General features: G+C 65.9%; 19 protein-coding genes and 4 pseudogenes. 15 read left to right on the forward strand and 8 right to left on the reverse strand.

From position 1 onward, the window contains the following. Position 1 precedes the first annotated feature (1 nt). The 4 genes from secF to MKAN_RS25025 all read left to right on the forward strand — a co-directional run bounded on the left by secF (position 2) and on the right by MKAN_RS25025 (position 6,152). Positions 2 to 1,312, forward strand: a complete 1,311-nt coding sequence (secF, locus tag MKAN_RS25010) for a protein translocase subunit SecF (RefSeq protein WP_023372942.1) — start codon at positions 2 to 4, stop codon at positions 1,310 to 1,312. Between the two features lie 89 nt (positions 1,313 to 1,401). Beyond that, a complete protein-coding gene (locus MKAN_RS25015) occupies positions 1,402 to 3,036 on the forward strand; it encodes an ABC transporter substrate-binding protein (RefSeq protein ID WP_225722966.1) in 1,635 nt (544 codons plus the stop codon). Next, entirely contained in the window at positions 3,036 to 3,575 is a 540-nt protein-coding gene (locus MKAN_RS25020) for an adenine phosphoribosyltransferase (protein WP_036391433.1), read from the forward strand. The genes MKAN_RS25015 and MKAN_RS25020 overlap by 1 nt, the downstream gene beginning before the upstream one ends. Before the next feature lie 216 nt (positions 3,576 to 3,791). After that, positions 3,792 to 6,152, forward strand: coding sequence for a RelA/SpoT family protein (locus tag MKAN_RS25025; RefSeq protein WP_036392150.1), 2,361 nt, complete (start codon positions 3,792 to 3,794; stop codon positions 6,150 to 6,152). Positions 6,153 to 6,343: 191 nt separating this feature from the next. Here the strand turns inward: MKAN_RS25025 and MKAN_RS25030 are convergent, their stop codons facing one another. Then, on the reverse strand, positions 6,344 to 7,243 hold the full coding sequence (locus MKAN_RS25030; RefSeq protein ID WP_036391436.1) for a peptidylprolyl isomerase: 900 nt from the start codon (positions 7,241 to 7,243) through the stop codon (positions 6,344 to 6,346). 85 nt (positions 7,244 to 7,328) lie between these two features. On the opposite strand from MKAN_RS25030, the gene MKAN_RS25035 reads away from it, so the two are divergent. The 6 genes and pseudogenes from MKAN_RS25035 to MKAN_RS25055 all read left to right on the forward strand — a co-directional run bounded on the left by MKAN_RS25035 (position 7,329) and on the right by MKAN_RS25055 (position 12,310). Then, a complete protein-coding gene (locus tag MKAN_RS25035; RefSeq protein ID WP_023372952.1) occupies positions 7,329 to 8,003 on the forward strand; it encodes an MBL fold metallo-hydrolase in 675 nt (224 codons plus the stop codon). Beyond that, positions 8,000 to 9,262: a histidine--tRNA ligase gene (gene hisS, locus MKAN_RS25040; protein ID WP_023372954.1), complete on the forward strand. Its 1,263-nt coding sequence runs from the start codon at positions 8,000 to 8,002 to the stop codon at positions 9,260 to 9,262. Before MKAN_RS25035 ends, hisS begins: the two co-directional genes overlap by 4 nt. Before the next feature lie 421 nt (positions 9,263 to 9,683). After that, on the forward strand, positions 9,684 to 10,247 hold the full coding sequence (locus tag MKAN_RS25045) for a hypothetical protein (protein ID WP_023372956.1): 564 nt from the start codon (positions 9,684 to 9,686) through the stop codon (positions 10,245 to 10,247). Between the two features lie 230 nt (positions 10,248 to 10,477). Then, a pseudogene (locus MKAN_RS25050) lies at positions 10,478 to 10,788 on the forward strand (hypothetical protein). A gap of 38 nt (positions 10,789 to 10,826) precedes the next feature. Then, positions 10,827 to 11,257 (forward strand): annotated as a pseudogene (locus MKAN_RS33125) (hypothetical protein); the annotation flags it as partial. Between the two features lie 24 nt (positions 11,258 to 11,281). Beyond that, positions 11,282 to 12,310 (forward strand): Rv2578c family radical SAM protein, encoded by a 1,029-nt coding sequence (locus tag MKAN_RS25055; RefSeq protein WP_023372960.1) that lies wholly within the window; start codon positions 11,282 to 11,284, stop codon positions 12,308 to 12,310. Here the strand turns inward: MKAN_RS25055 and MKAN_RS25060 are convergent. From MKAN_RS25060 to MKAN_RS25085, 6 genes are all read right to left on the reverse strand, one after another. Beyond that, positions 12,292 to 15,162 (reverse strand): MMPL/RND family transporter, encoded by a 2,871-nt coding sequence (locus MKAN_RS25060; RefSeq protein ID WP_036444440.1) that lies wholly within the window; start codon positions 15,160 to 15,162, stop codon positions 12,292 to 12,294. The two genes, MKAN_RS25055 and MKAN_RS25060, sit on opposite strands and share 19 nt — an antisense overlap. A 207-nt stretch (positions 15,163 to 15,369) precedes the next feature. Further along, positions 15,370 to 16,272, reverse strand: a complete 903-nt coding sequence (locus tag MKAN_RS25065; protein WP_023372964.1) for a methyltransferase family protein — start codon at positions 16,270 to 16,272, stop codon at positions 15,370 to 15,372. Further along, entirely contained in the window at positions 16,263 to 17,279 is a 1,017-nt protein-coding gene (locus tag MKAN_RS25070) for a fatty acid desaturase (RefSeq protein WP_023372967.1), read from the reverse strand. The genes MKAN_RS25065 and MKAN_RS25070 overlap by 10 nt, the downstream gene beginning before the upstream one ends. Further along, positions 17,276 to 18,547 (reverse strand): hypothetical protein, encoded by a 1,272-nt coding sequence (locus tag MKAN_RS25075; protein WP_023372969.1) that lies wholly within the window; start codon positions 18,545 to 18,547, stop codon positions 17,276 to 17,278. The genes MKAN_RS25070 and MKAN_RS25075 overlap by 4 nt, the downstream gene beginning before the upstream one ends. Further along, positions 18,544 to 19,662, reverse strand: coding sequence for a polyprenyl synthetase family protein (locus MKAN_RS25080; RefSeq protein WP_225722807.1), 1,119 nt, complete (start codon positions 19,660 to 19,662; stop codon positions 18,544 to 18,546). Before MKAN_RS25080 ends, MKAN_RS25075 begins: the two co-directional genes overlap by 4 nt. A 205-nt stretch (positions 19,663 to 19,867) precedes the next feature. Then, entirely contained in the window at positions 19,868 to 20,713 is an 846-nt protein-coding gene (locus tag MKAN_RS25085; protein WP_023372973.1) for a patatin-like phospholipase family protein, read from the reverse strand. 95 nt (positions 20,714 to 20,808) lie between these two features. Here MKAN_RS25085 and MKAN_RS25090 point away from each other — a divergent pair, with 95 nt between their 5' ends. The 3 genes and pseudogenes from MKAN_RS25090 to MKAN_RS25100 form a co-directional block, all read left to right on the forward strand. Next, positions 20,809 to 21,252: a hypothetical protein gene (locus MKAN_RS25090; RefSeq protein ID WP_023372976.1), complete on the forward strand. Its 444-nt coding sequence runs from the start codon at positions 20,809 to 20,811 to the stop codon at positions 21,250 to 21,252. A gap of 291 nt (positions 21,253 to 21,543) precedes the next feature. Then, a pseudogene (locus MKAN_RS32260) lies at positions 21,544 to 21,840 on the forward strand (PE family protein); the annotation flags it as partial. Positions 21,841 to 22,059: 219 nt separating this feature from the next. Then, positions 22,060 to 23,013 (forward strand): annotated as a pseudogene (locus MKAN_RS25100) (PPE family protein); the annotation flags it as partial. A gap of 123 nt (positions 23,014 to 23,136) precedes the next feature. On the opposite strand, the gene MKAN_RS25105 reads toward MKAN_RS25100, so the two are convergent. Then, positions 23,137 to 23,661, reverse strand: a complete 525-nt coding sequence (locus MKAN_RS25105; protein WP_023372982.1) for a helix-turn-helix domain-containing protein — start codon at positions 23,659 to 23,661, stop codon at positions 23,137 to 23,139. A gap of 90 nt (positions 23,662 to 23,751) precedes the next feature. On the opposite strand from MKAN_RS25105, the gene MKAN_RS25110 reads away from it, so the two are divergent. Both MKAN_RS25110 and MKAN_RS25115 read left to right on the forward strand, forming a co-directional pair. Continuing rightward, positions 23,752 to 24,537 (forward strand): aldolase, encoded by a 786-nt coding sequence (locus tag MKAN_RS25110; RefSeq protein WP_023372984.1) that lies wholly within the window; start codon positions 23,752 to 23,754, stop codon positions 24,535 to 24,537. Between the two features lie 36 nt (positions 24,538 to 24,573). After that, a complete protein-coding gene (locus MKAN_RS25115) occupies positions 24,574 to 25,470 on the forward strand; it encodes a dihydrodipicolinate synthase family protein (RefSeq protein WP_023372986.1) in 897 nt (298 codons plus the stop codon). Positions 25,471 to 25,563: the final 93 nt, after the last annotated feature.

Here is a 25,563-nt window from a genome sequence, read left to right on the forward strand (position 1 = left end):
CATGACGTCCAAGACCAAGACCAAGACTGAGACCGAAACCGACGCCGGCGACGCGGCCCAAGGTGCGGTAGAGCTCAGCGGCTCCGACCCCGACCGGGCCACCGGCGGAGTGCAGCACAGCTTTCTGTCCCGGCTCTACACCGGCACGGGTGCGTTCGAGGTGGTGGGACGTCGCAAGCTCTGGTACGGCATCAGCGGTGGGATCGTCACGATCGCCATCCTGAGCATCATCGTGCGCGGGTTCACTTTCGGGATCGATTTCAAGGGCGGCACGACGGTGTCGTTCCCCCGCGGCGACGTGAAAGTGACCGAGGTCGAGGAGGTGTTCCACAAGACCCTGGGCAGCGATCCCGAATCGGTGGTGACCGTCGGCAACGGAGCCTCGGCGACCGTGCAGATCCGCTCCAAGACCTTGTCCAACGCCCAGACGGAAAAGCTGCGCGACGCCCTGTTCGACGCATTCCACCCCAAAGGTGCCGACGGTAAGCCCAGCAAGAAGGCCATCAGCGATGCGGCGGTATCGGAGACGTGGGGCGGCCAGATCACCAAGAAGGCGGTGATTGCGCTGGTGGTGTTCCTGGTGCTGGTCGCCATCTACATCACCGTGCGCTACGAGCGGTACATGACCATCTCCGCCATTGCGGCCATGGTCTTCGACCTGACCGTCACCGCCGGCGTCTATGCGCTGGTGGGCTTCGAAGTCACCCCGGCCACCGTCATCGGGCTGCTGACGATTCTCGGGTTCTCGATCTATGACACCGTCATCGTGTTCGACAAGGTCGAAGAAAACACCAACGGCTTCCAGCACACCACCCGGCGCACCTTCGCAGAGCAGGCCAACCTGGCTGTCAACCAGACGTTCATGCGCTCGATCAACACCAGCCTGATCTCGGTGCTGCCGGTGGTGGCGCTCATGGTGGTGGCGGTGTGGCTGCTGGGTGTAGGCACGCTCAAGGACCTGGCACTGGTACAGCTGATCGGCATCATCGTCGGGACCTACTCGTCGATCTTCTTCGCAACGCCGCTGCTGGTCACCTTGCGGGAACGCACCGACCTGGTACGCACTCATACGCGCCGGGTGCTCAAACGCCGCGGTGCCGCCTCGCCGGTGGCTGCCGAGCAAGGCGAGGACACCGCCGCAGAACTGACGGAATCCGCCGTTGTCGAGGCGTCACCGCAGTCAGCCGACCATCCGCAGAAGGCGGACAGCAAGCCGGCGGCATCGACCAAGCCGGCACCGGGGGCCCGGCCGGTGCGGCCCACCGGCACCAAGCAACGTCCGACGGGCAAGCGAAACGCCGGCCGGCGGTAGGAGTCATGGCCACCTGGCGCCGCCGCGGCGGAGGCAATTTCGGCCAGTGGTCCGGATTGCGGAAAGCCTTGCGCGGCAATGCCGTCGGGATGGCCGCTGGTACCGCTGCGACGGTGGCGGTGGCCGCAACCCTGACCGCCTGTTCGGGGAGTGCCGCCGGCCAGATCGATTACGTCGTCGACGGTGCGTTGCCGACCTACAACACCAACACCGTCATCGGCGCCGCCTCTGCCGGAGCGCAGGCGTTTGCCCGGGTGCTCACCGGCTTCGGCTATCACGGGCCCGACGGTCAGGTCGTCGCCGACCACGACTTCGGCACCATCTCGGTGGTCGGCGGCTCGCCGCTGGTGCTCGACTATCAGATCGCCGACAATGCCGTCTATTCCGACGGTAAGCCGGTGACCTGCGACGACCTGGTATTGAGCTGGGCCGCCCAATCCGGGCGATTTCCCGGCTTCGACGCTGCCACGCAGGCCGGCTATATCGACATCGCCAATATCGAGTGCACGCCGGGCCAAAAGAAGGCACGGGTGTCGTTCATCCCGGATCGCGGCGTCGTCGACTACACCCAGCTGTTCGGCGCGACGTCGCTGATGCCGTCGCACGTGATCGCCGAGCAGCTCAACGTCGATATCACAACGGCGCTGCTCACCAACAAGGTGCCTGTGGTGGAACAGATTGCGCGGCTGTGGAATACGACGTGGGACCTCAAGAGCGGCCTCAAACCCGACGAGATTTCGAAGCACTTCCCGTCATCGGGCCCGTACCAGATCGAATCCGTCCTCGATGGTGGCGCGGTGGTGCTTGTCACCAATGACCGTTGGTGGGGCGCCAAGGCGATCACCAAACGGGTCACCGTCTGGCCGCAGGGAGCCGACATCCAGGATCGGGTCAACAACCGCAACGTCGACGTTGTGGACGTGGCCGCCGGATCGTCAGGGGCGCTGGCCACGCCGGACAACTATCAGCGCATCGATTCGCCGTCCGACGGGATAGAACAGCTGATCTTCGCGCCGCGCGGGCCGCTGGCCGAAGTCCGCGCGCGCCGTGCCATCGCCCTGTGTACGCCGCGCGAGGCGATCGCCCGGGATGCCGGGGTTGCGATCGCCAACTCACGCCTGTCCCCGGCCACCGAGGATGCCGTCGCCCAGGCGGACGGCGCGGCCGAGGCTAGTCAGTTCATCAAGGGTGATCCCGCCGCCGCCCGCGATGCGCTGGGGGGCTCGCCACTGTCCGTGCGGATCGGTTACCGCGGGCCCAATGCGCGGTTGGCTGCCGTCGGCGGGGCCATCGCCAAGTCCTGCGCGCCGGCCGGGATCACCGTTGCCGATGTGACGTTGGACACGTCGGGTCCGCAGGCGCTGCGGGACGGGAAGATCGATGTGCTGCTGGCCAGCACGGGTGGGGCGACCGGCAGCGGGTCCACCGGATCGTCGGCGATGGACGCCTATGACCTGCACAGCGGCAACGGAAACAACCTGTCGGGCTACGCGAATCCCCAGATAGACAACATCATCGGGGCGTTGGCGGTTTCCGCCGATCCCGCCGAGCGTGTCAGGTTGCTCGCCGAGGCGGCGCCGGTACTGTGGGCTGAAATGCCGACGTTGCCATTGTGCCGGCAGCAGCGCACGTTGTTGATGTCGAAAAAGATGTATGCCGTGAGCAGGAATCCGACCCGCTGGGGTGCGGGCTGGAATATGGACCGATGGGCGTTGATGCAGTGATGACTGTTAGGGGGAGCGCTCCTGTCGCCGACGTGATCGCGTCGCTGACTCGTGATGTCGCGGATTTCCCGACGCCCGGAATCCAGTTCAAGGACCTCACCGCGCTGTTCGCGGACCGCGAAGCGATGGGCGCGGTGATCGACGCGCTGGCTGATGTCACCGCCGGTGCGGATTTGGTCGCCGGCATCGAATCGCGTGGTTCTTTGGTCGCGGCTGCCCTCGCCGCGCGGCTCGGCACCGGCGTGCTGTCGATCCGCAAGAGCGGCAAGCTGCCGCCGCCGGTGCTCACCGAGGAGTACGACCGGGAATACGGCGCGGCCAGCATGGAGATTCCCGCCGACAGCCTCAAGTTGCGTGGCCGCAATGTCGTGCTCATCGACGACGTGCTCGCCACTGGCGGAACCCTCAGCGCGGCAACACGGTTGCTCGAGCGCACCGGTGCCATGGTGACCGGGGTGGCCGTGGTCGTCGAACTCACGGCGCTGGGTGGGCGTGCGGCGATCGCGCCGTTGCCGGTGCACAGCTTGAGCCAGGTCTAGCCCGGCCATTCAGCCCGGCCGAGCGTGCAGTGGCGGCTCGCGTGTGCATCCAGAGCGCGTTCAACCATCGGCGGGCCGCCGGGTACGCACCCTGGAAGCTGTAGCTTCACACTCAACCGCAAGCGGGCCCTGTCGCGCGGATCAGCGCCTTAGCGGCCCGAGGACAGGCCCGGTACCACGATTCAGGAGATATCCTCAAGGTCGGAGGTGACGACTGTGGCGGATGACCAAAACGCAGCGCAAGCTGTTGTGTCGCCGATCGAGGCGCCGCCTGTCGAAGCGCCTGAGCCGTCGCCCGTAGAGACCCTCAAGACCAGCAGCAGCGCGTCTCGTCGGGTCCGGGCCCGGCTGGCCCGCCGGATGACCGCTCGTAGCGGCGCCATCAACCCGGTGCTCGAGCCGCTGGTGGCGGTGCACCGCGAGATCTATCCCAAGGCCGACCTGTCCATGCTGCAGCGAGCCTACGAGGTCGCCGACCAACGACATGCCGGGCAGTTTCGGCATTCCGGAGATCCCTACATCACCCACCCGCTGGCCGTCGCCAACATCCTGGCCGAGTTGGGCATGGACACCACCACCCTGGTGGCCGCACTGCTGCACGACACCGTCGAGGACACCGGTTACACCCTGGAAGCACTGTCCGAGGATTTCGGCGAAGAGGTGGGTCATCTCGTCGACGGGGTCACCAAACTGGACCGCGTCGTGCTCGGCAGCGCCGCCGAAGGCGAGACCATTCGCAAGATGATCATCGCGATGGCGCGCGATCCGCGGGTGCTGGTGATCAAGGTGGCCGACCGGCTGCACAACATGCGCACCATGCGCTTCCTGCCGCCGGAGAAGCAGGCCCGCAAGGCCCGCGAAACGTTGGAAGTCATTGCGCCCCTGGCGCATCGGCTTGGTATGGCCAGCGTCAAGTGGGAGTTGGAAGACCTGTCGTTCGCGATCCTGCATCCCAAGAAGTACGAGGAGATCGTGCGGCTGGTCGCCGGCCGTGCGCCCTCGCGGGACACCTACCTGGCCAAGGTCCGCACCGAGATCATCAACACCCTGGGCGCATCGAAAATCAAGGCGACCGTTGAAGGTAGGCCGAAACATTACTGGTCGATTTACCAGAAGATGATCGTCAAGGGCCGTGACTTCGACGACATCCACGACCTGGTCGGCATCCGCATCCTGTGCGACGAGATCCGCGACTGCTATGCCGCTGTGGGCGTGGTGCATTCGCTGTGGCAGCCGATGGCCGGACGGTTCAAGGACTACATCGCCCAGCCCAGGTACGGGGTGTACCAGTCGCTGCACACTACCGTCGTCGGGCCCGAGGGTAAGCCGCTGGAGGTGCAGATCCGCACCCGCGACATGCACCGCACCGCCGAATACGGCATTGCCGCGCACTGGCGCTACAAGGAAGCCAAGGGCCGCAACGGCGTTCCGCATCCACATGCCGCCGCCGAGATCGACGACATGGCCTGGATGCGCCAGCTACTCGACTGGCAACGGGAAGCCGCGGACCCCGGCGAATTCCTGGAGTCGCTGCGTTACGACCTTGCGGTACAAGAGATCTTCGTGTTCACCCCGAAGGGTGATGTGATCACCCTGCCCACCGGGTCGACACCGGTGGACTTCGCCTACGCGGTGCACACCGAGGTCGGCCACCGCTGCATCGGCGCCCGGGTCAACGGCCGGCTGGTGGCGCTGGAACGCAAGCTGGAAAACGGCGAAGTGGTCGAGGTTTTCACGTCCAAGGCGCCCAATGCCGGGCCGTCGCGCGACTGGCAGCAGTTCGTGGTGTCCCCGCGCGCCAAGACGAAGATCCGGCAGTGGTTCGCCAAGGAGCGCCGTGAGGAGGCGCTGGAGACCGGCAAAGAGGCGATGGCGCGCGAAGTGCGTCGCGGCGGACTTCCGTTGCAGCGCTTGGTCAACGGCGAATCCATGGCTGCCGTTGCCCGCGAACTGCACTACGCGGACGTCTCAGCGCTCTACACCGCGATCGGCGAGGGCCATGTGTCGGCCCGGCATGTCATGCAGCGACTGCTGGCCGAGCTCGGCGGTATCGACCAGGCAGAAGAGGAGCTCGCCGAGCGGTCCACGCCCACCACGATGCCGCGCCGCCAGCGCAGCAGCGACGACGTCGGAGTATCGGTACCGGGCGCCCCGGGTGTGCTGACCAAGTTGGCCAAGTGCTGCACGCCGGTGCCCGGCGACCAGATCATGGGGTTCGTCACCCGCGGCGGCGGCGTCAGTGTGCACCGCACCGACTGCACCAATGCCACGTCGTTGCAGCAGCAGGCCGAGCGCATCATCGAAGTGCTGTGGGCGCCATCACCGACGTCGGTGTTCCTGGTCGCCATCCAGGTTGAGGCGCTCGACCGGCACCGGCTGCTGTCGGACATCACCCGGGTGCTCGCCGACGAGAAGGTGAACATCCTGTCCGCGTCGGTCACGACTTCAGGCGACCGGGTGGCTATCAGCCGGTTCACCTTCGAGATGGGCGATCCCAAGCATCTCGGCCATCTGCTCAACGTCGTCCGCAATGTCGAAGGCGTCTACGACGTGTACCGGGTGACGTCTGCAACTTAGAGCAGCTTGGAAGTGTCCAGGGCCAACGGTTCGGGTGCCGAGTCTGCGCTCACGGCGCCGAACCTGCGTCCATAGTGCGACATCTCGCAAAGATCAAGCGCTTAGCGCAGTCTGGGCAAGCGCGTGGTTATAGCCGGCGCGACGGGTCGCAGACGGGCCCGGGGTGGGGGCTGCTGCGAGTTCCGGCATCGCTAGTCGAGCAGCAACGACTTGATGACGACGTCAAGGGCGGGCGGGCCGTCCTCACCGCCGCCAGCGACACCGGCCTCGGCGATCTTGTCCAGGGTGGCCAGTCCGTCGGCCTGGATGGTGCCGAAAACGGTGTACTCGGGCGGCAGCGCCGAGTCGCGATAGACCATGAAGAATTGGCTGCTGTTAGTGTCGGGTCCCGCGTTGGCCATGGCCAGGGTGCCCCGCGGATAGATGACCGGCTCCTTGAGCTTGGGGTCGTTCGGCGGGTACTGGTTGGTCGGGTATTCGTTGGCGAACTGATAGCCCGGCCCGCCGGTGCCGTCACCCTTGGGATCACCACACTGCAGCACCGACAGCGACGGCGACGTGGTCAGCCGATGGCATTTGGTGTCTTTGAAGAAGCCCTGCTGAGCCAGGCTGGCGAAGCTGTTGACCGTGCACGGTGACTCATTGTTGGCCAGCATTAGGCCGATCTTGCCCTGGCTGGTCACCATGCTGGCGCTGATTTGAGCCGGCTCGGTGGGCACCTTGCCGGTGCGCGGCGGCTTGGCCTCTTTGGCGGCCTTGTCAGGCGACGGCGGGTACTGGCAGTTGGCGCCCAGATTCGCCGGCGCTTTGAACGCCGGCATCGGCACCGCGTTCCCAAGCTGCACCGGCGGCAGACCGGTCGCCGAAGGCGACCCGGGCGCGGAGCTGCTGGGGCTGGCTGACGTGGTCCCCTTGTGGTCGTCCTTGTTGACGAACACGACGTACACCACCGCGGCGACCACAGCTACCGCGACAACGGAAGCCCCGGCGATTGTCGCGATGCGGCGCCGCTTGGCCTGCTTGGCACGGCGCTCCAGCTGCCGTTCGAGTTTGCGCTTGGCGGTGGCACGTCGCTGCTGATTGGTCGGCACGGCCGATATCTTTCCATGACCGCTGCAGCGGAACCCGCCGCGGCCCACATCGTGGCCCGACCCGGCGGATGGGAAACTGGTAACCGTGTTGATCACCGGATTCCCCGCCGGGGTGCTGGCATGCAACTGTTACGTGCTGGCGGAGCGGCCCGGAACTGACGCCGTCATCGTGGACCCGGGCCAGCGTGCGCTGGGCCCGCTGCGCCGCATCCTGGACAAAAACCGGCTGACCCCAGCCGCGGTGCTGATCACCCATGGGCACATCGACCACATGTGGTCCGCCCAGAAGGTCTCCGACACCTTCGGCTGCCCCACCTACATCCACCCCGAGGACCGGTTCATGCTGACCGACCCGATCTACGGCCTGGGGCCGCGGGTGGCGCAGCTGGTCGCCGGGGCGTTCTTCCGGGAGCCCAAGCAAGTCGTCGAACTGGACCGTGACGGCGACAAAATCGACCTCGGCAACGTTTCCGTCAACGTCGACCACACGCCCGGGCACACCCGCGGATCGGTGTGCTTCCGGGTGTTGCAGGCCAGCAAGGACGACCGGGACGTCGTGTTCACCGGCGACACACTGTTCGAGCGCTCGATCGGCCGCTCCGACCTGTTCGGCGGCAGCGGCCGCGACCTGCTGCGCTCCATCGTCGACAAGCTCCTGGTGCTCGACGACAAGACCGTGGTGCTGCCCGGCCACGGCAACGCCACCACCATCGGCGCCGAGCGGCGCTTCAACCCGTTCCTCGAAGGGCTGAGCCCGTGACCGAATTCTCGGCGCCCAAGGGAGTGCCCGACTACTACCCACCGGACTCCGCGCAGTTCGTCGCGGTGCGCGACGGCCTGCTCAGTGCCGCCCGCCGGGCCGGTTACGGGTATATCGAGCTGCCGATCTTCGAGGACACGGCGCTGTTTGCGCGCGGGGTAGGTGAGTCCACCGACGTGGTGTCCAAGGAGATGTACACCTTCGCCGACCGCGGCGACCGGTCGGTGACGCTGCGGCCGGAAGGCACCGCCGGTGTGGTGCGGGCGGTGATCGAACACGGACTGGACCGCGGCGCGCTGCCGGTGAAGCTGAGCTACGCCGGGCCATTTTTCCGCTACGAGCGGCCTCAAGCCGGCCGGTATCGCCAACTGCAGCAGGTCGGCGTGGAGGCCATCGGCGTCGACGATCCGGCTCTGGACGCCGAGGTGATCGCCGTGGCCGACGCCGGTTTCCGGGCACTGGGCCTGGAGGGGTTCCGCCTGGAAATCACCTCGCTGGGTGACGAGACCTGTCGGCCGCAGTACCGGGAGCTGTTGCAGGAGTTCCTGTTCGGGCTCGACCTCGACGAGGAAACCCGGCGCCGCGCGCAGCTGAACCCGTTACGGGTGCTCGACGACAAACGCCCGGCGGTGCGGGCAATGACGGCCGATGCGCCGGTGCTGCTCGATCACCTGTCCGATACGGCCAAGCAGCATTTCGACACCGTGCTGTCGCACCTGGACGCGCTCGGGGTGCCCTACGTGATCAATGCGCGCATGGTGCGCGGGCTGGATTACTACACCAAGACGACGTTCGAGTTTGTCCACGACGGTTTGGGGGCGCAATCCGGTATCGGCGGCGGCGGCCGCTACGACGGCCTGATGCGCCAGCTCGGCGGGCAGAACCTGTCGGGTATCGGGTTCGGGCTGGGCGTCGACCGGACGCTGCTTGCCCTGCGCGCCGAAGGCAAGAACGTGGGCGAGACGACCCGCTGCGACGTGTTCGGCGTGCCGCTCAGCGAGCAGGCCAAGCTGAAACTGGCGGTGCTGGCCGCGCAGCTGCGTGCCTCCGGGGTGCGCGTCGATCTGGCCTACGGCGACCGCGGGCTCAAAGGCGCGATGCGCGCGGCCGACCGTTCCGGTGCGCGGATCGCGTTGGTCGTCGGCGATCGTGACATCGAGGCGGCCATGGTGGGGGTGAAGGATCTCGCGACTGGCGACCAGGTCTCGGTGGCTCTGGATTCCGTTGTCGCCGAAGTGGTTTCACGATTGGCTCGGTAAGTCTCGAGCATACTTCAGCCACTGAAGAACGCCATCGCCACCACGCGGCCGGGTACACCCGGTTCCGAGCCCCCGCCAAACCAACCGGGTGCGCCTTCAAGCCCGAGTATTACCGATCAGGCCACGCAAATCGGTAAAGATGTCATGGAACACGTACCTAAGGGCTCAAGACTAAATTCCTTGGTCGATAGGCTTAATCAATTGCACATCGGCAATCAGCAACAGGCCGCCGAGGCGGCAGACGCCGCGGCGAAAGCGGCGTGGGTCAGACCGCGGGAATTGTCGACGGGCCTAATGGAGCAAAGCTGGTGCTACCCGCTAACCCGAAGTTCGGGGAAGCTATCATGGTAGCCCCGGACGGAACGCTTTCTGTATTTCGCGGCGACCTCTATCAGTTTTTGCCGAAGTAGTGGAGTAGGCGATGAATGTAACTTTGCATGCAGCAGTAGTCAACTTCGAGGTTTATCTCCTGATGACCATGAAGCCGCGACTGTCTTTAAAAGATACCCGGGGCCTATTAGATGCCAAGCTGGCCAAGGCAGGGCTATCTTTGGACGAGGCAGTACGTATTCACGATCGGGTAGCAGAAGCCCTCGGCGAAGAGATATCGCGTTTTCGAGATATGAAGACGCTGTTAGGAGTTCTTGACGAGGACGCCACATCACTGAAGTACAACAGCGTGTTGTGGCCCGGCTTCAAATTCAACGCCTACGCTGACGTGAACGGACTACTTGAGTCAGCGGGTTACACGCACACCGAGCACACATCGCTCGATGTCGAATCTCCGGCGCAGCTGGCAGCTTGGAGTTGCGACATTCCCGAATTTGATGAGTGTTTCGGTCCGGCTATTCGACGTACCAAAAGGCCGCTATTCGACGACATCCTTCCCGCGTACGAAGGCTACGAGTTCTTATGGAAGGGAGATCGCTATGGTGCGGGATTTCTTTGGGGGCTATTCTTGACATCTTCGATGGTCTGGGAGTGAGCTCGCCAAGGTGCGAAATCCCCGAGAGTTGCGCAACAAATTGGCAGTCCTCAATGGCCCATCTCATGAAGCGTTGCGGGTTCGGCGCCGCCCACGTGGGCCGGCAATGGGGGAGGTGTCAGGGAAGTGCTGTACTGCGGGGAATCGGCTACGAGGCAACGCTGTCCGCAGAGGTCATCGTCCGGCGGTGGTATCCGCGTGGGACTGAAGGAACTCAGGCAGGAACGCACATGACGTACGCAGCCAGGGACGAAACGACGCTCCCCAAACTGCCTGCACAGATGCGGTGGGTGGTGCTGGTGGACAAGCGTCAGCTCGCCGTGCTCCTGCTAGAGGACGAGGTACCGGTCGCTTCCGCGACAGACACGTTGGATGCGCGCGGTGATATCGACTACGAAAACCAGCCGGTCGACGCAGTGGAGCGGCTATGTCGGCGTTTGGCCGACCAGGCGGTGGTCAGTGGGGTTTTATGCGGGGTCTCAAGCAGAAGTTCGGACCAGGTGTCGACGTGCGGATGAAGCTGGTGGAGTGGAACCGGTGAGCATTAATGCCCCACCTGTGGGGGCAGCTTACGGATTTGCGACCAACCTCAAGTGTTATTGCCACACGCGCCATTTGACGAAAACTTTTCGGGGCTGGCGGGAAAAGCAGTCGCCCGACGGCACGCTGATCCTGCTTCGCTCCCGGGGCACACCTATGTCACCGCCCCCGGCAGCGCGTTGCTGTTTCCCAGCCCGTGTTACGCGGTGGGCGGCATACCCGCCCCCGAAGCCCAAACACCAGACCCGACTTTTAGCAGGCTAGTGCGCCGACCGGGCAGCGATGATGCCCAAACGCCCCAGGCCCGTACTCAAGACCGCGCCCAGCGCGTCGCCACCGAGCGCCGACACACCCAAATGACACGTGAAACACACCGAAAGCATTGGAAAGAAACATATTTCGGCCTGAACCATGGTGTCGGAGACGGGGAGCCTCCGCCCTTCTGGCGACGTTCGAAGCTTGACTCTTAATCGAACTGCTGTTCGAATAGAGTCATGCGCTGGACCAGTCAGGCGGTGGCGGTCAACGGGACACCGGTCGACGACGGAGCGTTGCCCGGGCTGCAGCGGATCGGCTTCGTCCGAAGCGTGCGATCACCGCATTTCGAGGGCATGACTTTCCATGAGGTGCTGTGCAAGTCCGCCCTGAACAGGGTGCCCAACGCGGCGGCCCTGCCGTTTCGCTACACCATCAACGGCTACCGCGGCTGCTCGCACGCCTGCCGCTACTGTTTTGCCCGTCCGACCCACGAATACCTCGACTTCGACCCCGGCGCCGACTTCGACACCCAGGTGGTGGTGAAGACCAACGTCGTCGCGGTTCTGCGCCGTGAACTGCGCCGGCCGTCGTGGCAGCGCGAGACCGTTGCGCTGGGCACCAACACCGACCCCTACCAGCGTGCGGAAGGCCGTTACGCGCTGATGCCGGGCATCATCGGCGCACTCGCCGAATCCGGTACGCCGCTGTCGATCCTGACCAAGGGAACGTTGCTGCGACGGGACGTGCCGCTGCTCGTCGAGGCGGCCCGACAAGTGCCCGTGTCGGTGGCGGTATCCCTGGCGGTCGCCGATCCGGAGCTGCACCGCCACGTCGAGCCGGGCACCCCGACACCCCAGACGCGTCTGGGGCTCATCACCGCAATCCGCGAGGCGGGCCTGGGCTGCCACGTGATGGTCGCGCCGGTGCTACCGCACCTCACCGACTCCGTCGGTCACCTCGACGGGCTGCTTGGCCAGATCGCCGCCGCCGGCGCCACCGGCGTGACGGTTTTCGGCCTGCACCTGCGCGGCTCGACACGCGACTGGTTCCTGTCCTGGCTGGGCCGGGCGTATCCCGAGCTGGTCGGCCGGTACCGCGAGCTCTACGGTCGCGGCGCCTACCTGCCGCCGAGCTATCGCGAGATGTTGCGAAAACGGGCGGCACCGCTGATCGCGAAGTACCGTCTGGGCGGTGAGCACCGCGAGCTCTCGCCCGCGGCCGAAGCGGCGATACTGCCCAAATCCGTTCAGCCAACCCTATTTTGAGGCGGCCCGGGCTGCTGCGAGGTGCGCCTCCGCAGCGGTCCGAGCAGGAACGCCGGCGGCGACCACCAGAACCACCGACCCAGCAACCCGGCGATACCGGGGACCGCGAAGGTACGGACGACGAGTGTGTCGATGATGAGCCCAACGCCAATGGTGGAGCCGACCTGCTCAATGGTGAGCACATCACTGGACAACATCGCCAACATGGTGATTCCGAAGACGATGCCCGCCGTGGTGACCACGCCGCCGGTGCTGCCGAAGGCGCGGATCATCGCGGTGCGCAGCCCCACCCTGGTCCCGGTGCGGGCCAACGCTTCTTCGCGCATGCGCATGGTCAGCAGCAGGTTGTAGTCGGCGCCGACGGCCACGAGCGCGATGAGCGCCATGGACTGCACTGCCCAGTGCAGATCTTTACCGAGCAGGTCATGCCAGATGAAGGTGCTGACGCCCAACGCCGAGAGGTAAGAGACGACGACCGTTCCGATCACCGCCGTCGCGGCCACAGGACTTCGCAGCATCACGAGCACGATGAGAAACACCAACGCGAGCGCCACCGCGGCCAGCAGCACGAAGTCGCTGTTCACGAAGCCGCGCAACTCGGCGGTCCCGGTGCCGAAACCGGTGATGTCCACCGTGCTTCCCGCGAGCGTGCCTTCCTTTGTCGCCTCGTGCACGGCCGCGACGATCTGCGGTGACCTGCGGGCACCGTCGGCACCGAAGACCTTTCCATCGCCGTAGACCAGCATCCGGGTCACGTCGCCGCCGGGGGCGAAGTACAGTTCGGCCGCTCGCTGGAACCGAGGATCGTTCCAGGCCCGCTGCGGCAGGTAGTAGCCGCCCTCGCCGCTGCGCTGGAAGCCTTGCCGGACTTCCCGCAGGTAGTCGGTGAGACCCGAGAACGTGGTGCGCATCTCGTCGACGGCGCCGGTGAGTTGGGCCGCCATCGAGCCGAGTTGCGCCACCAGGGTGCGCATGGTGCCGACCGAGTGGTCGGCGGTGGTGAGTCCCTGGGCCGTATGAGACGTGCTCACGCTCAATTGTGATGCGCCCCTTGCGAGCACATCCGTTCCCGCTATCAGGGAGTCCACCGGTTGGACGATTTTGAGCACCATCGAGCAGATCTGATCGTTTTGGCAATTGGGATTGCTTTGCGTGTAGTTCCGTAGCGGGTCGAGGTTGCTGGACACCTGCGCCAAGGTGTCCTGCAGCTGGTGCATTCCCAACCCCATGATGTCGATGTTGGAATTGAGTTGGCCTATTCCGTCGACACCGCCCGATAGGCCGGCCTGCAACCGCGATAGCGCGTCCGAGAATTGGGCAAGCGTCGGGGCCAGCCGGTTGACCGCGGAAAGACGCTGGTCAAGTTTGGCGACGCCATCGTCGAGCTGGTCACCGATCACTCCCGCCTGGTCGCTGAGGGTGGCCTCTTCAGGGATGGAACCTGCTGGGCGTGAGGCGGATTGAACCATCGTGATCCCCGGAATTTCCATCAACTTGCGGGTGACCCGCTCGATGGCTATGACCCCGGCGGGGTTGCGCAGATCGTGTCCCGTCTTGATGGAGACGATCTCCGGCAGTAGCCGATTCGGCGGGAAGTGGCGGTCCATGGCTTGGTATCCGCGGTTGGCAAGTGTGGAATCCGGTTGCGCCGCAAGCTCGTCGAAGCCGAGCCTGAGACCGGAAACGGGTAAGGCGCAGATCGCCAGCACCAGAGCAGAGGCCACGAGCATCGGAGCCGGCCAGCGGGCCACCAGTGCCCCCACGCGTCGCCAGCGAAGCCCGGTCTTGCGGTTCGGGTTGCGTGGCTGGGCGAGGCCATAGCGCCCCGCGAGGGCGATCAGCGCCGGCAGCAGGGTCAGGGAGGCCACCATGCCGGTGACAATGCCTATGGCACAAGGCAACCCAGCGCTGCGCAACATACCTACCTTGGCAAACGTCAGGCAGGACAGGGCCGCGGCCACGGTCAGTGCCGAAGCCACGATCACCGGCCCGACGGTGCGATTGGCAACACCAAGTGCTCGCTCGTGGCTGACGCCGCCGCGCCGCGCCTCGTGATAGCGGCCAATCAGGAAGATTCCGTAATCGGTTGCCCCGCCAAGCACCATGGCGGCCAGCAATGCCACCGAGAAGATGGACACCTCGAAGACGTCGCGTTCGCCCAGCAGCGACACGATCGACCGGGCGACCCCCAACGCGAGTCCCACCGTCATCAGCGGGATCAAGGCGGTTGTCAGCGAGCGATACACCGCGATGAGCAGAAGGGCGATGAGAACGACTGTCACGCAGGTCATCACCAGCATTTGCCGGTCGATCGTGCTCAGCTCGTCGGCGATGGTGGCACCCGGGCCCGTGACATAGGCGCGCAACCCCACCGGAGCGGGCTGGCCGGCGACGATCCGCCGAACCCCGTCCAGTGCTCGATTTGCTTGTGCAGCACCAAGATCGCCGGGTAGCCGCAGTATGGTGTAGGTGGCCTTGCCGTCGTCGCTCAGCGCTGCCGGCGCGGTCATCGGGTCCGACCACAGGTCGGTGACCGAATCCACATCCTGGTGGTCGGCACGAAGCTTGGCCAGCAGCTGATCGTGGAAGGCACGTTCGGCTGGGCCCAGTGGACGGTCGCTTTCCAGCACCAGATAGTTGAGGTTGCCGCTTTTCCCGTCGTGGAATTGAGCTCCCATGCGTGAGCCGGCGATGTTGACCGGCGCGTCGGCCGGGAGGAAACCCCGGGCATGGATACGAGCCATGTGTTCCGCCGGCGGCACCAGCAGTGTGCCCAGGCCGGCGGCGACGACCCATAGTCCGATCACGACGATCGCGTAGCGGTTTGCCAAGCCGGCCAGTGAATCCCACACGTTACGCGCGGCCGCTGCAGACCGGCCTGCGTCGTCAGGAAGTGGCGGCGCGGCGTCATCGGGATCGCTGAGCGGCAACGCCTTTGGTCGGGTGTCGGCTGTTGTCGGGCCACCGGGAGCCGGACCGGAACCAATCATCCCGATGAGCCGCGTCCAGATTTCCGCGAGCTGATTCTCCTGTTTGAGCCAGACCATCTGATTCCCGTCTCACGGCTTTACGGCGGTGGCCGGGGCATTGCGGACGCTGCGCGCGATCAGGAAACGGATCGCCGACGGGAGCGGCATGACGACCCTGGACGTAGTGATGCGGGCCCGTGTCGAGCCGCGAAGCAGCGACGGGATGAAGGCGGGCACCCGCGCCGCATAGCTGCGATAGGCCGTGCCGAAGCGGGCGACGAGATCACGTTCCTCGAGGTAGGTGCCCAGTAAAATGTAGCCGGTCAGGCCGGTCGCCCAGAGCAGGTGTCCGGCGGTGAACGTGCTGGCGGACCAGAAACAGATCAACAGGCCGGTCATCAGCGGATGACGCACCAGACGGTAGGGCCCGTGCACCTGCAGCCGGTCACAAGTGGCATCGGACACCCGCGCCACGTAGCGGCGGTAGGCCTGACTGACACCGAGCAGGTGAAAGTGGTTCAGCAACAGTGTGGCCACGTAGACGAGGGCGACACCGGACCAGAACCCAGCGTCGAGAACTGCCGAACCGATTCCGCCGGCAGACCAGATGTGCCCGGGCAATGGTTGCCAGCCCAAGCACAGTACCCACACCGCAAGACTGGTCATGAAGACGTATAAACTGCGTTCTAAAGCCGTTGGCATCCAACGGGTTACGAACGCCTTGACCGACGGCCGAGCCATACCCGAATGCTGCGCAGCGAACAATGCCAACAGCAGGACGTCAATCAGCAACGACGGCCCGGCCGACAGGTGCGCCCCGGCGTCGACCGTCTTGGGCAGCCACCAGCCGCCGGCGAACAACAGAAACAGCGGCACCGTAATCCCGGCAAACGCGTATGCGCTGAGCGCCACGACGAACGGGACGAGCCGGCGCGGGTCTGACAGCGTGCCCGCGATCTGGCTCCTGGTCAGGCCTCGGGTGATCAGACCCATGCGAACCACGGCAGGTAGCGCGCGCGCACGGTCCCCTGCTCAAGTCGCTTCTCCAGCTTGGCCTTCCACTGCCGGCCGTGGGATGCGTCGAGAAAGCCTCCGGGAACGAACAGGCGCCAGCACGAGGTGAGCGTCATCCAGTAGGGGACGATGACGTCGGGCTCGACCTGCAGCATGAAGTCGAACTTGTCGGGGATCTGTGTCCAGTGGATGCCGGGATAGCGGTGGTGCACGCTGTGGTAGCCCTGGTTGAAGATGAAGAAATTCAGCCAGTTTCCCACCGTGTTCAACGACTTGCTCGGGTCGTCCTCGAAGACCCGAGCCGGGCCGTGGGTCAGCCAGGCGAAGTAGCCGGAGGTCGCCTGGGTGATCAGGAACGGGATCCAGTAGAAGAGGGTGAAGCGCAGCGGGTCGGTGGTCAAGAAGGTAATCCAGATCAGCGTCGTGATGAGGGTGAAGTCGAAGACGAACTGGTCGCGTCTCTTACGCCGACTTGGTGACGGGTTGGCCGCGAAAACCGTTCGGGTGGTGTGCTTTTTGACGACAGAGCTGTACCGCATCCAGTACCAGACGGCGCGCCACCCGTGCTCGCGTCCCTCGGTTGACGTGACGTCTCCGGGCCCGTCGTTGTAGCGGTGGTGGTTGACGACATGCACTTCGTACATGTCGGCGGCAGTCAGCGCGGCAGGCATGCAGCACAGCAGGTCCAGCGCGCGGTTGGCCCGTCGCGACACGAACAACGGCCGATGAGTGTGCATGTGCAGGATGCCGATGGTGATCGAAAAGTTCAGCAGCCCAAGCGTGATGATCAGCGGCACCGCCAGATACCATCTGGTGGCAGCCGGTACCGACAGGCCGAATGCCAGCAGCGCGATCCAGCATGCAATATGCAGAAGTGGACCGACATTGGCCGGATGCTCGAGCTTGAGCACTCGGCGGCTGAAGGGCAGCGGTTCGGCGGACGCACCGGGCTTTGCGGTGCTGTGGACAGGTGAAGCGATGGTCATCGGTGTCCCCCCTGGTTGGCTACGTCGAGTGCGGTGAGCTGAAATTGGGTGGCGAGCGCGAACATCGCGTCGGTGTCGTTGGGCCGCAACCGCTCTAAGGCGCCGAAGGCCAGGTGGTCGGCGATCATCATGCGGCGCTTCTGATTGCCGGGTAGTTCGGCGGTCAGTGGTCCTTCCGGTAGGGCATCGACAAGCGCGAAGGCGAGGTCGACGGTCAGTGGCCCGATCGCGAGGGACCTCGCGCCACGGTCGCCCAGCCGGAGCACGTCTGCAGCGCGATCCGGTCCGGTGCTCAGTTCGGGCGACGCGTCGAGCAGTCGGTGGATAGCCGCGTCAGCGCACTCGCGCACCCGCGCTACCATCGTCGCCCAGCGAGCCGGCGAGCGAGCCGCGAGCACTGCCGCTGCGAGCCGTAGCGACCGCCGGTACGGCGCGGGCGCCCCGACTGCCGCGCACAGGAACGCGGTCGTCGTGATGGTCATGTAGGCCGTCGCCGTTCGGGCACCACGACTGGGGATGCGCGGACCCACGTGCGCCAGCAACGCGAAGCTACCCAGAGCGGGAACCAGCAGTCGCAGCATGACCGCATGCTGCAGTTCCGCGTGGTCGCCGGCGCCGTGGAGCGCCAGCTCGCCATCGCGCAAGTCGTTGGCCAGTTGGGCGGCAATGCCGATGCATCCGGCGAGTTCTCCCAGATCGGCAGCGGTGCAGGCGCCCTCGGTGAGCAGCGAGCAGGCATACAGCGCCACCCGTCCGAGCACACCCTCGCTGTAGGTTGCCCGCGGGAGCGGGTACTCGATGTTGCGGGCCATTACCTGGCCGATGTCGACCAGCAGCTGGCCGACCCGTTGCTGTCCGTCGCAGGGGAGCGCCGACACCATCGCCCGGACGTCGCGGATGCGCGTGGCCAAGATCAGGTCGACGGCTTCGCTGTCGCGCAGCGGCACCGCCCGTAGTGGTGGGGGCGGCGTGCCGGCCGTTGCGCGCAGGTAGTTCGCGGCGAGCAGCACGGCGTTGCCGGCCAGCTGCGGGTCCATCAGGTCTTCGTAGGCGTCGAGCACCCGGCAGGCGAGCAGGGCCGCGGTGGACTCGGCCCGCAGGTGGGCAGGCAGCAAACCGATGGCGATGCCCAGATTTCGGGCCGCCGGGACCAACGCCAGCCGGGCCAGCCGATCCGGGGACTGTGCAGCGCGCATTGCGGTCAGGTCCGGCGCGCTGCGCAGCTGCCGCAGCCCGTAGGCCAGGCCGCCAATCCGCACGCCGCTCATCGGGAGACCACTCGAACCGTCAGTTCACGCAGATGGTCGCGAGCGACGGAGGGCGGGAACACATCCAGCGCCCGGCACGCCGCCTCGGCGGCATGGACGGCAACCGCGCGGGCGGCCAGGGTGGCACCGCTGCGCACCAGCTCGGCTTGCAGTACGCCGCTAGGGGTTAGCTCCGACAGCCACAGCTCACGAGAACCGGGCCGCATGGCCAGCCATTCGATCACCGGCCACGTCGGCACCCGGCGGTCGAGGTCGCCGCAGGACTTCTTGCCGAGTGACGGGCCGCCCTCGACATCGCATACGTCATCCATGATCTGGAAGGCCAAGGCGAGCTGGTCGGCATACCGCATCAGGGCGCGCAGTCCATCGGCGTCGACGCCGCCCGCCGTGCCACCGTACGAGCATGCGAGCCGGAACAGCGTGCCGGTTTTCGCCCCGGCCACACGTTCATAGTGGCGGCGCAGGACGGAGTCGTCGATCGCAGGCGGCAGGGTTTCGATGAGCTGGCCGAAGGACAGTTCCGAGAGCTGGTCGAGGTAGGTGATGGCCGGGTCCTCGCCAACTCGCGCGAATACCGCCGGATTGTCGGCAACCACTCGCGCGAGTATCTGTAATGCGGTGCCCGCCAAGTGGAATCCGGCTCGGGCTGCGATTCGGACGCCGAACGCTGCCGGAACGGATCGGGCGCCACGTCGTAACAACGAGCCGTCGCAGATGTCGTCGTGGATGAGCGACGACTCGTGGAACATCTCGATCGCGCAGGCCAGGTCGATCGCCTCGGCAGGTGACACCGTGGCGGCGGAAGGTTGCAGGCGGAAGCAGGCCAGCCCCAGGCCGGCGCGGATCCGCTTGCCGGGGGTGGCGAGGACGTGTCGATAGATCGGGTCGAAACTGCAGCCGGTGACCAGGATTTCGTGCAGACGGCGAGCGACCAGATTCAATTGATCGGCAATGCAGTCGGTGGCCCGCCCCAAATCCGCGCCAGTTGACCGGGTTTGCGGGCTCAGCTCACGCCCGGAGCGGGCGCCGAGCGTGTGTACCGTGCCTAACTTGCTGCTGTGGTGCTCCCGCGGCTCACCGGAGACTGATGGCTCGGCGGTACAGATGCGTTTCACCACCTTCTCCTCGAGCTCATCGAGAGCCGGACCCTGCAATTTCCTGCCGGACTAATTCATGCTGAGTAGATGGTGGCGGCCGGGAATCGGATCGGCTATCCGATGATCGGTTAAAAATGTTGTCCACCACGACGATTGGTGAATTGTCCCCCGATTGGGGGACCTAACCTGACACGTGTCAAGTTGCTTTACACGGCGGTCCGGGCTAGTGCAGGTGCGGTTCGAGCAGTGCGGCCTGGCCGGTGGACATGGGGCTGGTCGCCAACCACTGGCGGGTTGCCTGGTGCGACCGCTCGATGAGCGTTGCCGCATGCGAGAAGTCGACTCCGGAAATGGAGACCGGACACAGCGGGCGGATGACGCGCAGGTCGGCGGTCTGCTCGAAGCGCTCGACGTCGAGGGCGAGGCGATGATTGACGGCAAGGGATATCGCGTGCAAAACCATCGTGACCGCCGACGGTGGTGACGTGGGCAGGGCACATGAGTAGCCGGTCGGCAACACCCAGACCTGGTCGGCGCCAAGGGCGATCGCGTGTGATACCGGGGTGTTGTTCACCACGCCGCCGTCCATCAGATCGCGTCCATCGATGTTGACCGGCGGGAAGATGCCCGGGATGGCCGCGCTGGCCGCAATCGCGTCGACTGCGTCTCCGGACGACAGCAGCACGTCGATACCCGAGATCACGTCGGTGGCCACGACGTGGAACGGGATCGGAGCATCCTCGAGCCTGGCGAAACCGAGTTCCCTGGTGAGGATGCGCCGCAGACCCGCGCTGGGCACCAAGTGCTGACGGCGGCCGAGGAAGCCCAGTAGCCCGGCGACCGGGTGGGTGGGGAACACCTCTTTGCGGCTGAGCGACAGCCACACCTTTGCCAGCTCCCGAATGCCGTCGGAATCGGGCCGCGCGGCGATCCAGGCGCCATTGAGCGCGCCGACGGAGGTGCCGATGATCAGGTCCGGCCTGATGCCTTCGTCCGCCAGGGCCTGCAGCATCCCGACCTGGATGGCGCCGAGGCTCGCGCCGCCGGAGAACACAAACGCAGTGGTCACAGATGGATACTAAGGACCTTTTGCCGGCGCGGCTGCGGCTTCCGGCGAGATCGCAAATCCCTACCGTGCGTAACGAATCCGGTAGCGTTTTCGATATGACGGACGTGCGAAAGACGGTAAGCGCGGTCGCGGCGGCAGGCTGTGTGGCAATGGCCGCAGCAGCCTTGGCGGTAGCGGGGATCGCGGCAACGCCGGCGGTCTCCCACGCGGACCCGGCCGGGCATCAGGTGACCTACACCGTCACCACCACCAGTGATCTGATGGCCAACATCCAGTACATGAACGCCGACCCGCCCAGCCAGGCGGCGTTCAACGCCGACTCGTCGAAGTACATGACCACCGTGCATGCCCCGATCACCGGCGGCGAGCCGCTGGTCTATACGACCACGCTGGCAAACCCGAACCAGTGGGCGATCGTCACCGCCAGTGGCGGGCTGCGGGTCAACCCGGAGTTCCACTGCGAGATCGCCGTCGACGGTCAGGTGGTGGTGTCGCAGAACGGCGGCAGCGGAGTTTCCTGCTCGACGCGGCCGTGGTGACCGGGCCGTAGTAACAGAGTCGGGCGTTTCTTTCCGGGCGGCTGAATCGGCTGTCGGTGGCGGCCGCCGCATGGCCGGTTTGGCCTTGTGGCACAAGACGATCCGTTGAGCTCAAGCCGCATCCGGTGCCGTCGCCCGCCGGGCCGAATCGGCCGCGGCGCCGTCAGGTGTTCCCGGCGGCGAGCCCTGGCGACCTCGATGTGCTGTGACATGCCCGCCTTTGCGGGTACTTAGCCAGGGCACAACCACGTCGCCGGCTGGTGGGCCGGCTCGCTTTCCAAGGAGACGCACATGTCCTTCGTGACCACGCGACCCGCGGCGTTGACGGCCGCCGCGAGCGCGCTACACATCGTCGGCTCATCGATGGCCACCCAGAATGCGGCGGCGGCAGCGCCCACCACGGGCCTCGTTCCCACGGCCGCCGACCAGGCCTCGGCGCTGCAGGCCGCACAGTTCGCCGCCTACGGCACCTGGTATCAGCAGGTCAGCGCCCAGGCCATGGTGATTCACCAGATGCTGGTCAACACGCTGGGCAGCAGCGCGGGTTCGTATGCGAAGACCGAGGCCGCCAACCGCACCGCGGCCGGTTCGACGTCGTTGTCGGGACTTCTCGGCGGACTGGCCACCGGAGGCGCTGGTTTGTCGTCGTCGTCGGGTGCCACCATCGGAACCCCGATCGGGTGGGCTCAACTTCAGCGCCGCCGCCTCGGACCTGGTCCAGGTCGAGCCCGGGCAACACGCCGCTGGCTCCGGCAACGTCGCCGCTTCGAATTCAATGGACGGCATGGGCGCCGGGATGCCTAACTTCAGCATGCGGCCGCTCAAGCCACCGCCTCGGCGGCCGCATATGAAACTGCCTTCGCGATGACGGTGCCGCCGCCGGTCGTTGCGGCCAACCGGGCTCGGCTGGCGGCTCTCGTCGCCACGAACATTCTCGGACAGAACACACCGGCGATCGCGGCCACCGAGGCACAGCACGCCGAAATGTGGGCACAGGACGCCGCCGCCATGTACGGCTACGCCGGTTCGTCGGCGAGCGCCGGGGTGCTGACTGCGTTGACGTCCCCGCCGCCGGCCACCAATCCCGGCGGACTGGGCGCCCAAGCCGCCGCGGTGTCTCAAGCCGCCGCAAGCGGCGCGCAGCCGGAGTTTGGCGGGCTGGTGTCCAGCCTGCCCGACGCGGTGCAATCACTTGCCGCGCCGCTGGCCGTCTCGTCTGTGACCAGCCCGTTAGACGATTTCTTCAACAACAACCTGGTCATCAATATCGGGCAAGCGGTCTTCGATACCGTGGCGTGGAACATGTTCGCCGTCATCGCATCCTCGATCCTCAACGGAAACACCGTTCCGGCGTCAGGCGCTGCGGCTTCCGCCGCGGGAATCGGCGCCGGTGTCGTCGGGGCGACGGCCAGCCCCGCCGGTTTGGGTGGAACACCGGTGCTGGCGGGTATGGCTTCGGCGTCCTCGGTCGGCAAGTTGTCGGTGCCTGCCGGATGGTCCGCCGCGGTCCCGGCTGACGATGCTGCCGCGACGCTGACCGGCTCGGGCTGGGCCGTTCCCGCGGAAGAGGGCACGCAGGTGACAACGTTGCCCGCCGGTATGCCTGCGGTCGCCTGGGCCGGACCGGGAGGCTACGGCACGGGACCGCGATACGGAGTCCAACCCAAGGTGGTCCCCCCGCAGGTGCTGGGGTACCGCGAGTTGTGCGCTCCCGCCAAGGGGTTGCGACCCCGTGTCAGTCGGAGATTTCGTCGACGGTGAACCAACGTGACGAACGCGGGTCTTCTTCCTCGCGGAACAGGCTTTCGTAGGACATATCGCCTCCGTTCACTGCGACTCCTGATGTGACGAGGCTAACAGCGCCACGTCGATGCCGCGGTGCTTTCAGCGACCGGCATGGGTGACGACGACGACCTCTGCGCGCTCGTCGCCGACCGCCCGCAAGGCGTGGCCGACCGACGCGTCGAAGTAGGCGCTGTCGCCGGTGTCGAGTGTGATGGTCTGGTCGCCGTAGTCGAGTTCGACACTGCCGGTGTGTACGAACACGAACTCCTGGCCGGCGTGCTCGGGATGGGGATCGTCAGCGGGGTTGCCGGTAGGGCGAACCAGGAACGGCGACATGGACTTTCCCAGCAACGTCGACGCCAGCGCCCGATAGCGTCCCCGTACCTGGCCGGCGCGGTCGCTTGCCCGGTCGACGGTGATCTTCTCTTGGGCCGTCTCGTCGGAGAACAGCCGCCCGACATCGACGTCGAGCGCTCGGGAGACCTTGAGCGCCACAGCGATTGACGGTGTGCTGTGCCCGCGCTCGATCTTGGACAGGTAGCTCTTGGTCAGGCCGGTCTGTTCCGCGAGCTGTTCCAGGGTGAGGCCACGATGCCTGCGAACGGCGCGCAGCAGTGCTGTCACCGGACACTCCTTCCGCCCCGCCACCTGGGACACAAGGTTTCCTATAGTGCTACTATTGTGTCACACGTTCGCGACACCGGGGAGCCGCTGATGGCAACCACGTTTTCCGATTCCAAGCCCGAACTGATGCGCCGTGCCCAGGAGCGGCTCAGCGCCGAGACGGCCGAATCTCCGTTGACGACCCGGCAGAAGGTGGCGCTGACCTGCCGCGCCTTGTTCGACGCCGGACATGACTCCGGCCTGACCGGGCAGATCACCGCCCGCGCCGAAGACCCCGGGACGTACTACACCCAGCGGCTGGGCCTGGGGTTCGACGAGATCACCGAAGACAACCTGCTGCTGGTCGACGAGGACCTCAACGTCCTGCAGGGAGACGGTATGGCCAACCCCGCCAACCGTTTTCACAGCTGGATCTATCGGGCACGTCCCGATGTGCAGTGCATCGTGCACACCCACGCCTTCCACGTGGCGGCGTTGTCGATGCTGAAGGTTCCGCTGGTCGTGTCGCACATGGACACCACGCCGCTCTACGACGACTGCGCGTTTCTCGCCGACTGGCCGGGCGTTCCCGTTGGCAACGAGGAGGGCGAAATCATCACCGCCGCACTGGGTTCCAAGAAGGCGGTGCTGCTGGCCCATCACGGGCAGGTGGTGGCCGGGGCCAGCATTGAGGAGGCGTGCTCGCTGGCGGTGCTGATCGAGCGTGCCGCCAAATTGCAGCTGGCCGCCATGGCCGCCGGAACCATCGTCGAGCTGCCCGAGCAGCTGGCCCGAGAAGCCCACGACTGGACGCTGACACCGGCGCGCAGCCGGGCTAACTTCGGCTACTATGCCCGCCGCGCCCTGGCGCGCCATCCCGATGCACTGAGTACCTAACTCGTTATCCGCCAACAGAATCGGAGGAGCCCCGCTGTGGTCCAACCAGCCGTGCCCAAGATCCACGGGATCATCGCCTACCCGGTGACGCCATTCGCGCCCGACGCAACCGGCGGTATCGACACCACCAGGCTCGCGGCTCTGGTCGATCGCCTGATCAGCTCCGGCGTGCACGCCATTGCCCCGCTGGGCAGCACCGGTGAACTGGCCTACCTCGACGAGTCGGAGTTCGACACCGTGGTCGACACCACCATTGCGGCCGTCGATCGGCGGGTGCCGGTGATTGTCGGCGTCTCGGATGTGACCACTGCCAAGACCATTCGGCGTGCCCGGTACGCCGAGCGGGCCGGCGCCGACGCGGTGATGATCCTTCCGGTGTCCTACTGGAAGCTCACCGAACGCGAGATCGCCCAGCACTACCGCAGTATCGGCGACGCGATCGGAATCCCGATCATGGCCTACAACAATCCGGCCACCAGCGGCGTCGACATGAGCCCCGAACTGTTGGTCACCATGTTCGACAACATCGAAAACCTCACCATGGTCAAGGAATCCACCGGCGATCTGTCCCGGATGCACCGCATCGCCCAACTCAGCGACGGCCAGCTGCCCTTCTACAACGGCAGCAACCCGCTGGTGCTGGACGCGTTACGGGCCGGGGCGGCCGGATGGTGTACGGCTGCCCCCAACCTGCGGCCGCAGCCCTGCATCGACCTCTATGAGGCGGTGCGCCGCGACGACCTCGAGAAGGCCCAGCTCCTCTACGACGACCTGAAGCCATTGCTGCAGTTCATCGTTGCAGGCGGCCTGCCGACCACGGTGAAGGCCGGTCTCGAATTGTTGGGTTTCCCGGTCGGGGATCCGCGTCCGCCGTTGCTGCCGCTTGACGAGCGCGGGCGTGCCGAGTTGCGGGACTTACTGGCCGGCGGGTAGCGCTTGTCAGGACTTTGGTGCCGCGGCTGAGGTGACTTTCGACTCTACGCCGGTGTCCGGTGCGTAGCGGACTATCAGAGGTCATTGTTGACC

It is taken from the genome of Mycobacterium kansasii ATCC 12478 (assembly GCF_000157895.3).
In the GTDB taxonomy this organism is placed as follows: Bacteria; Actinomycetota; Actinomycetes; order Mycobacteriales; family Mycobacteriaceae; genus Mycobacterium; species Mycobacterium kansasii.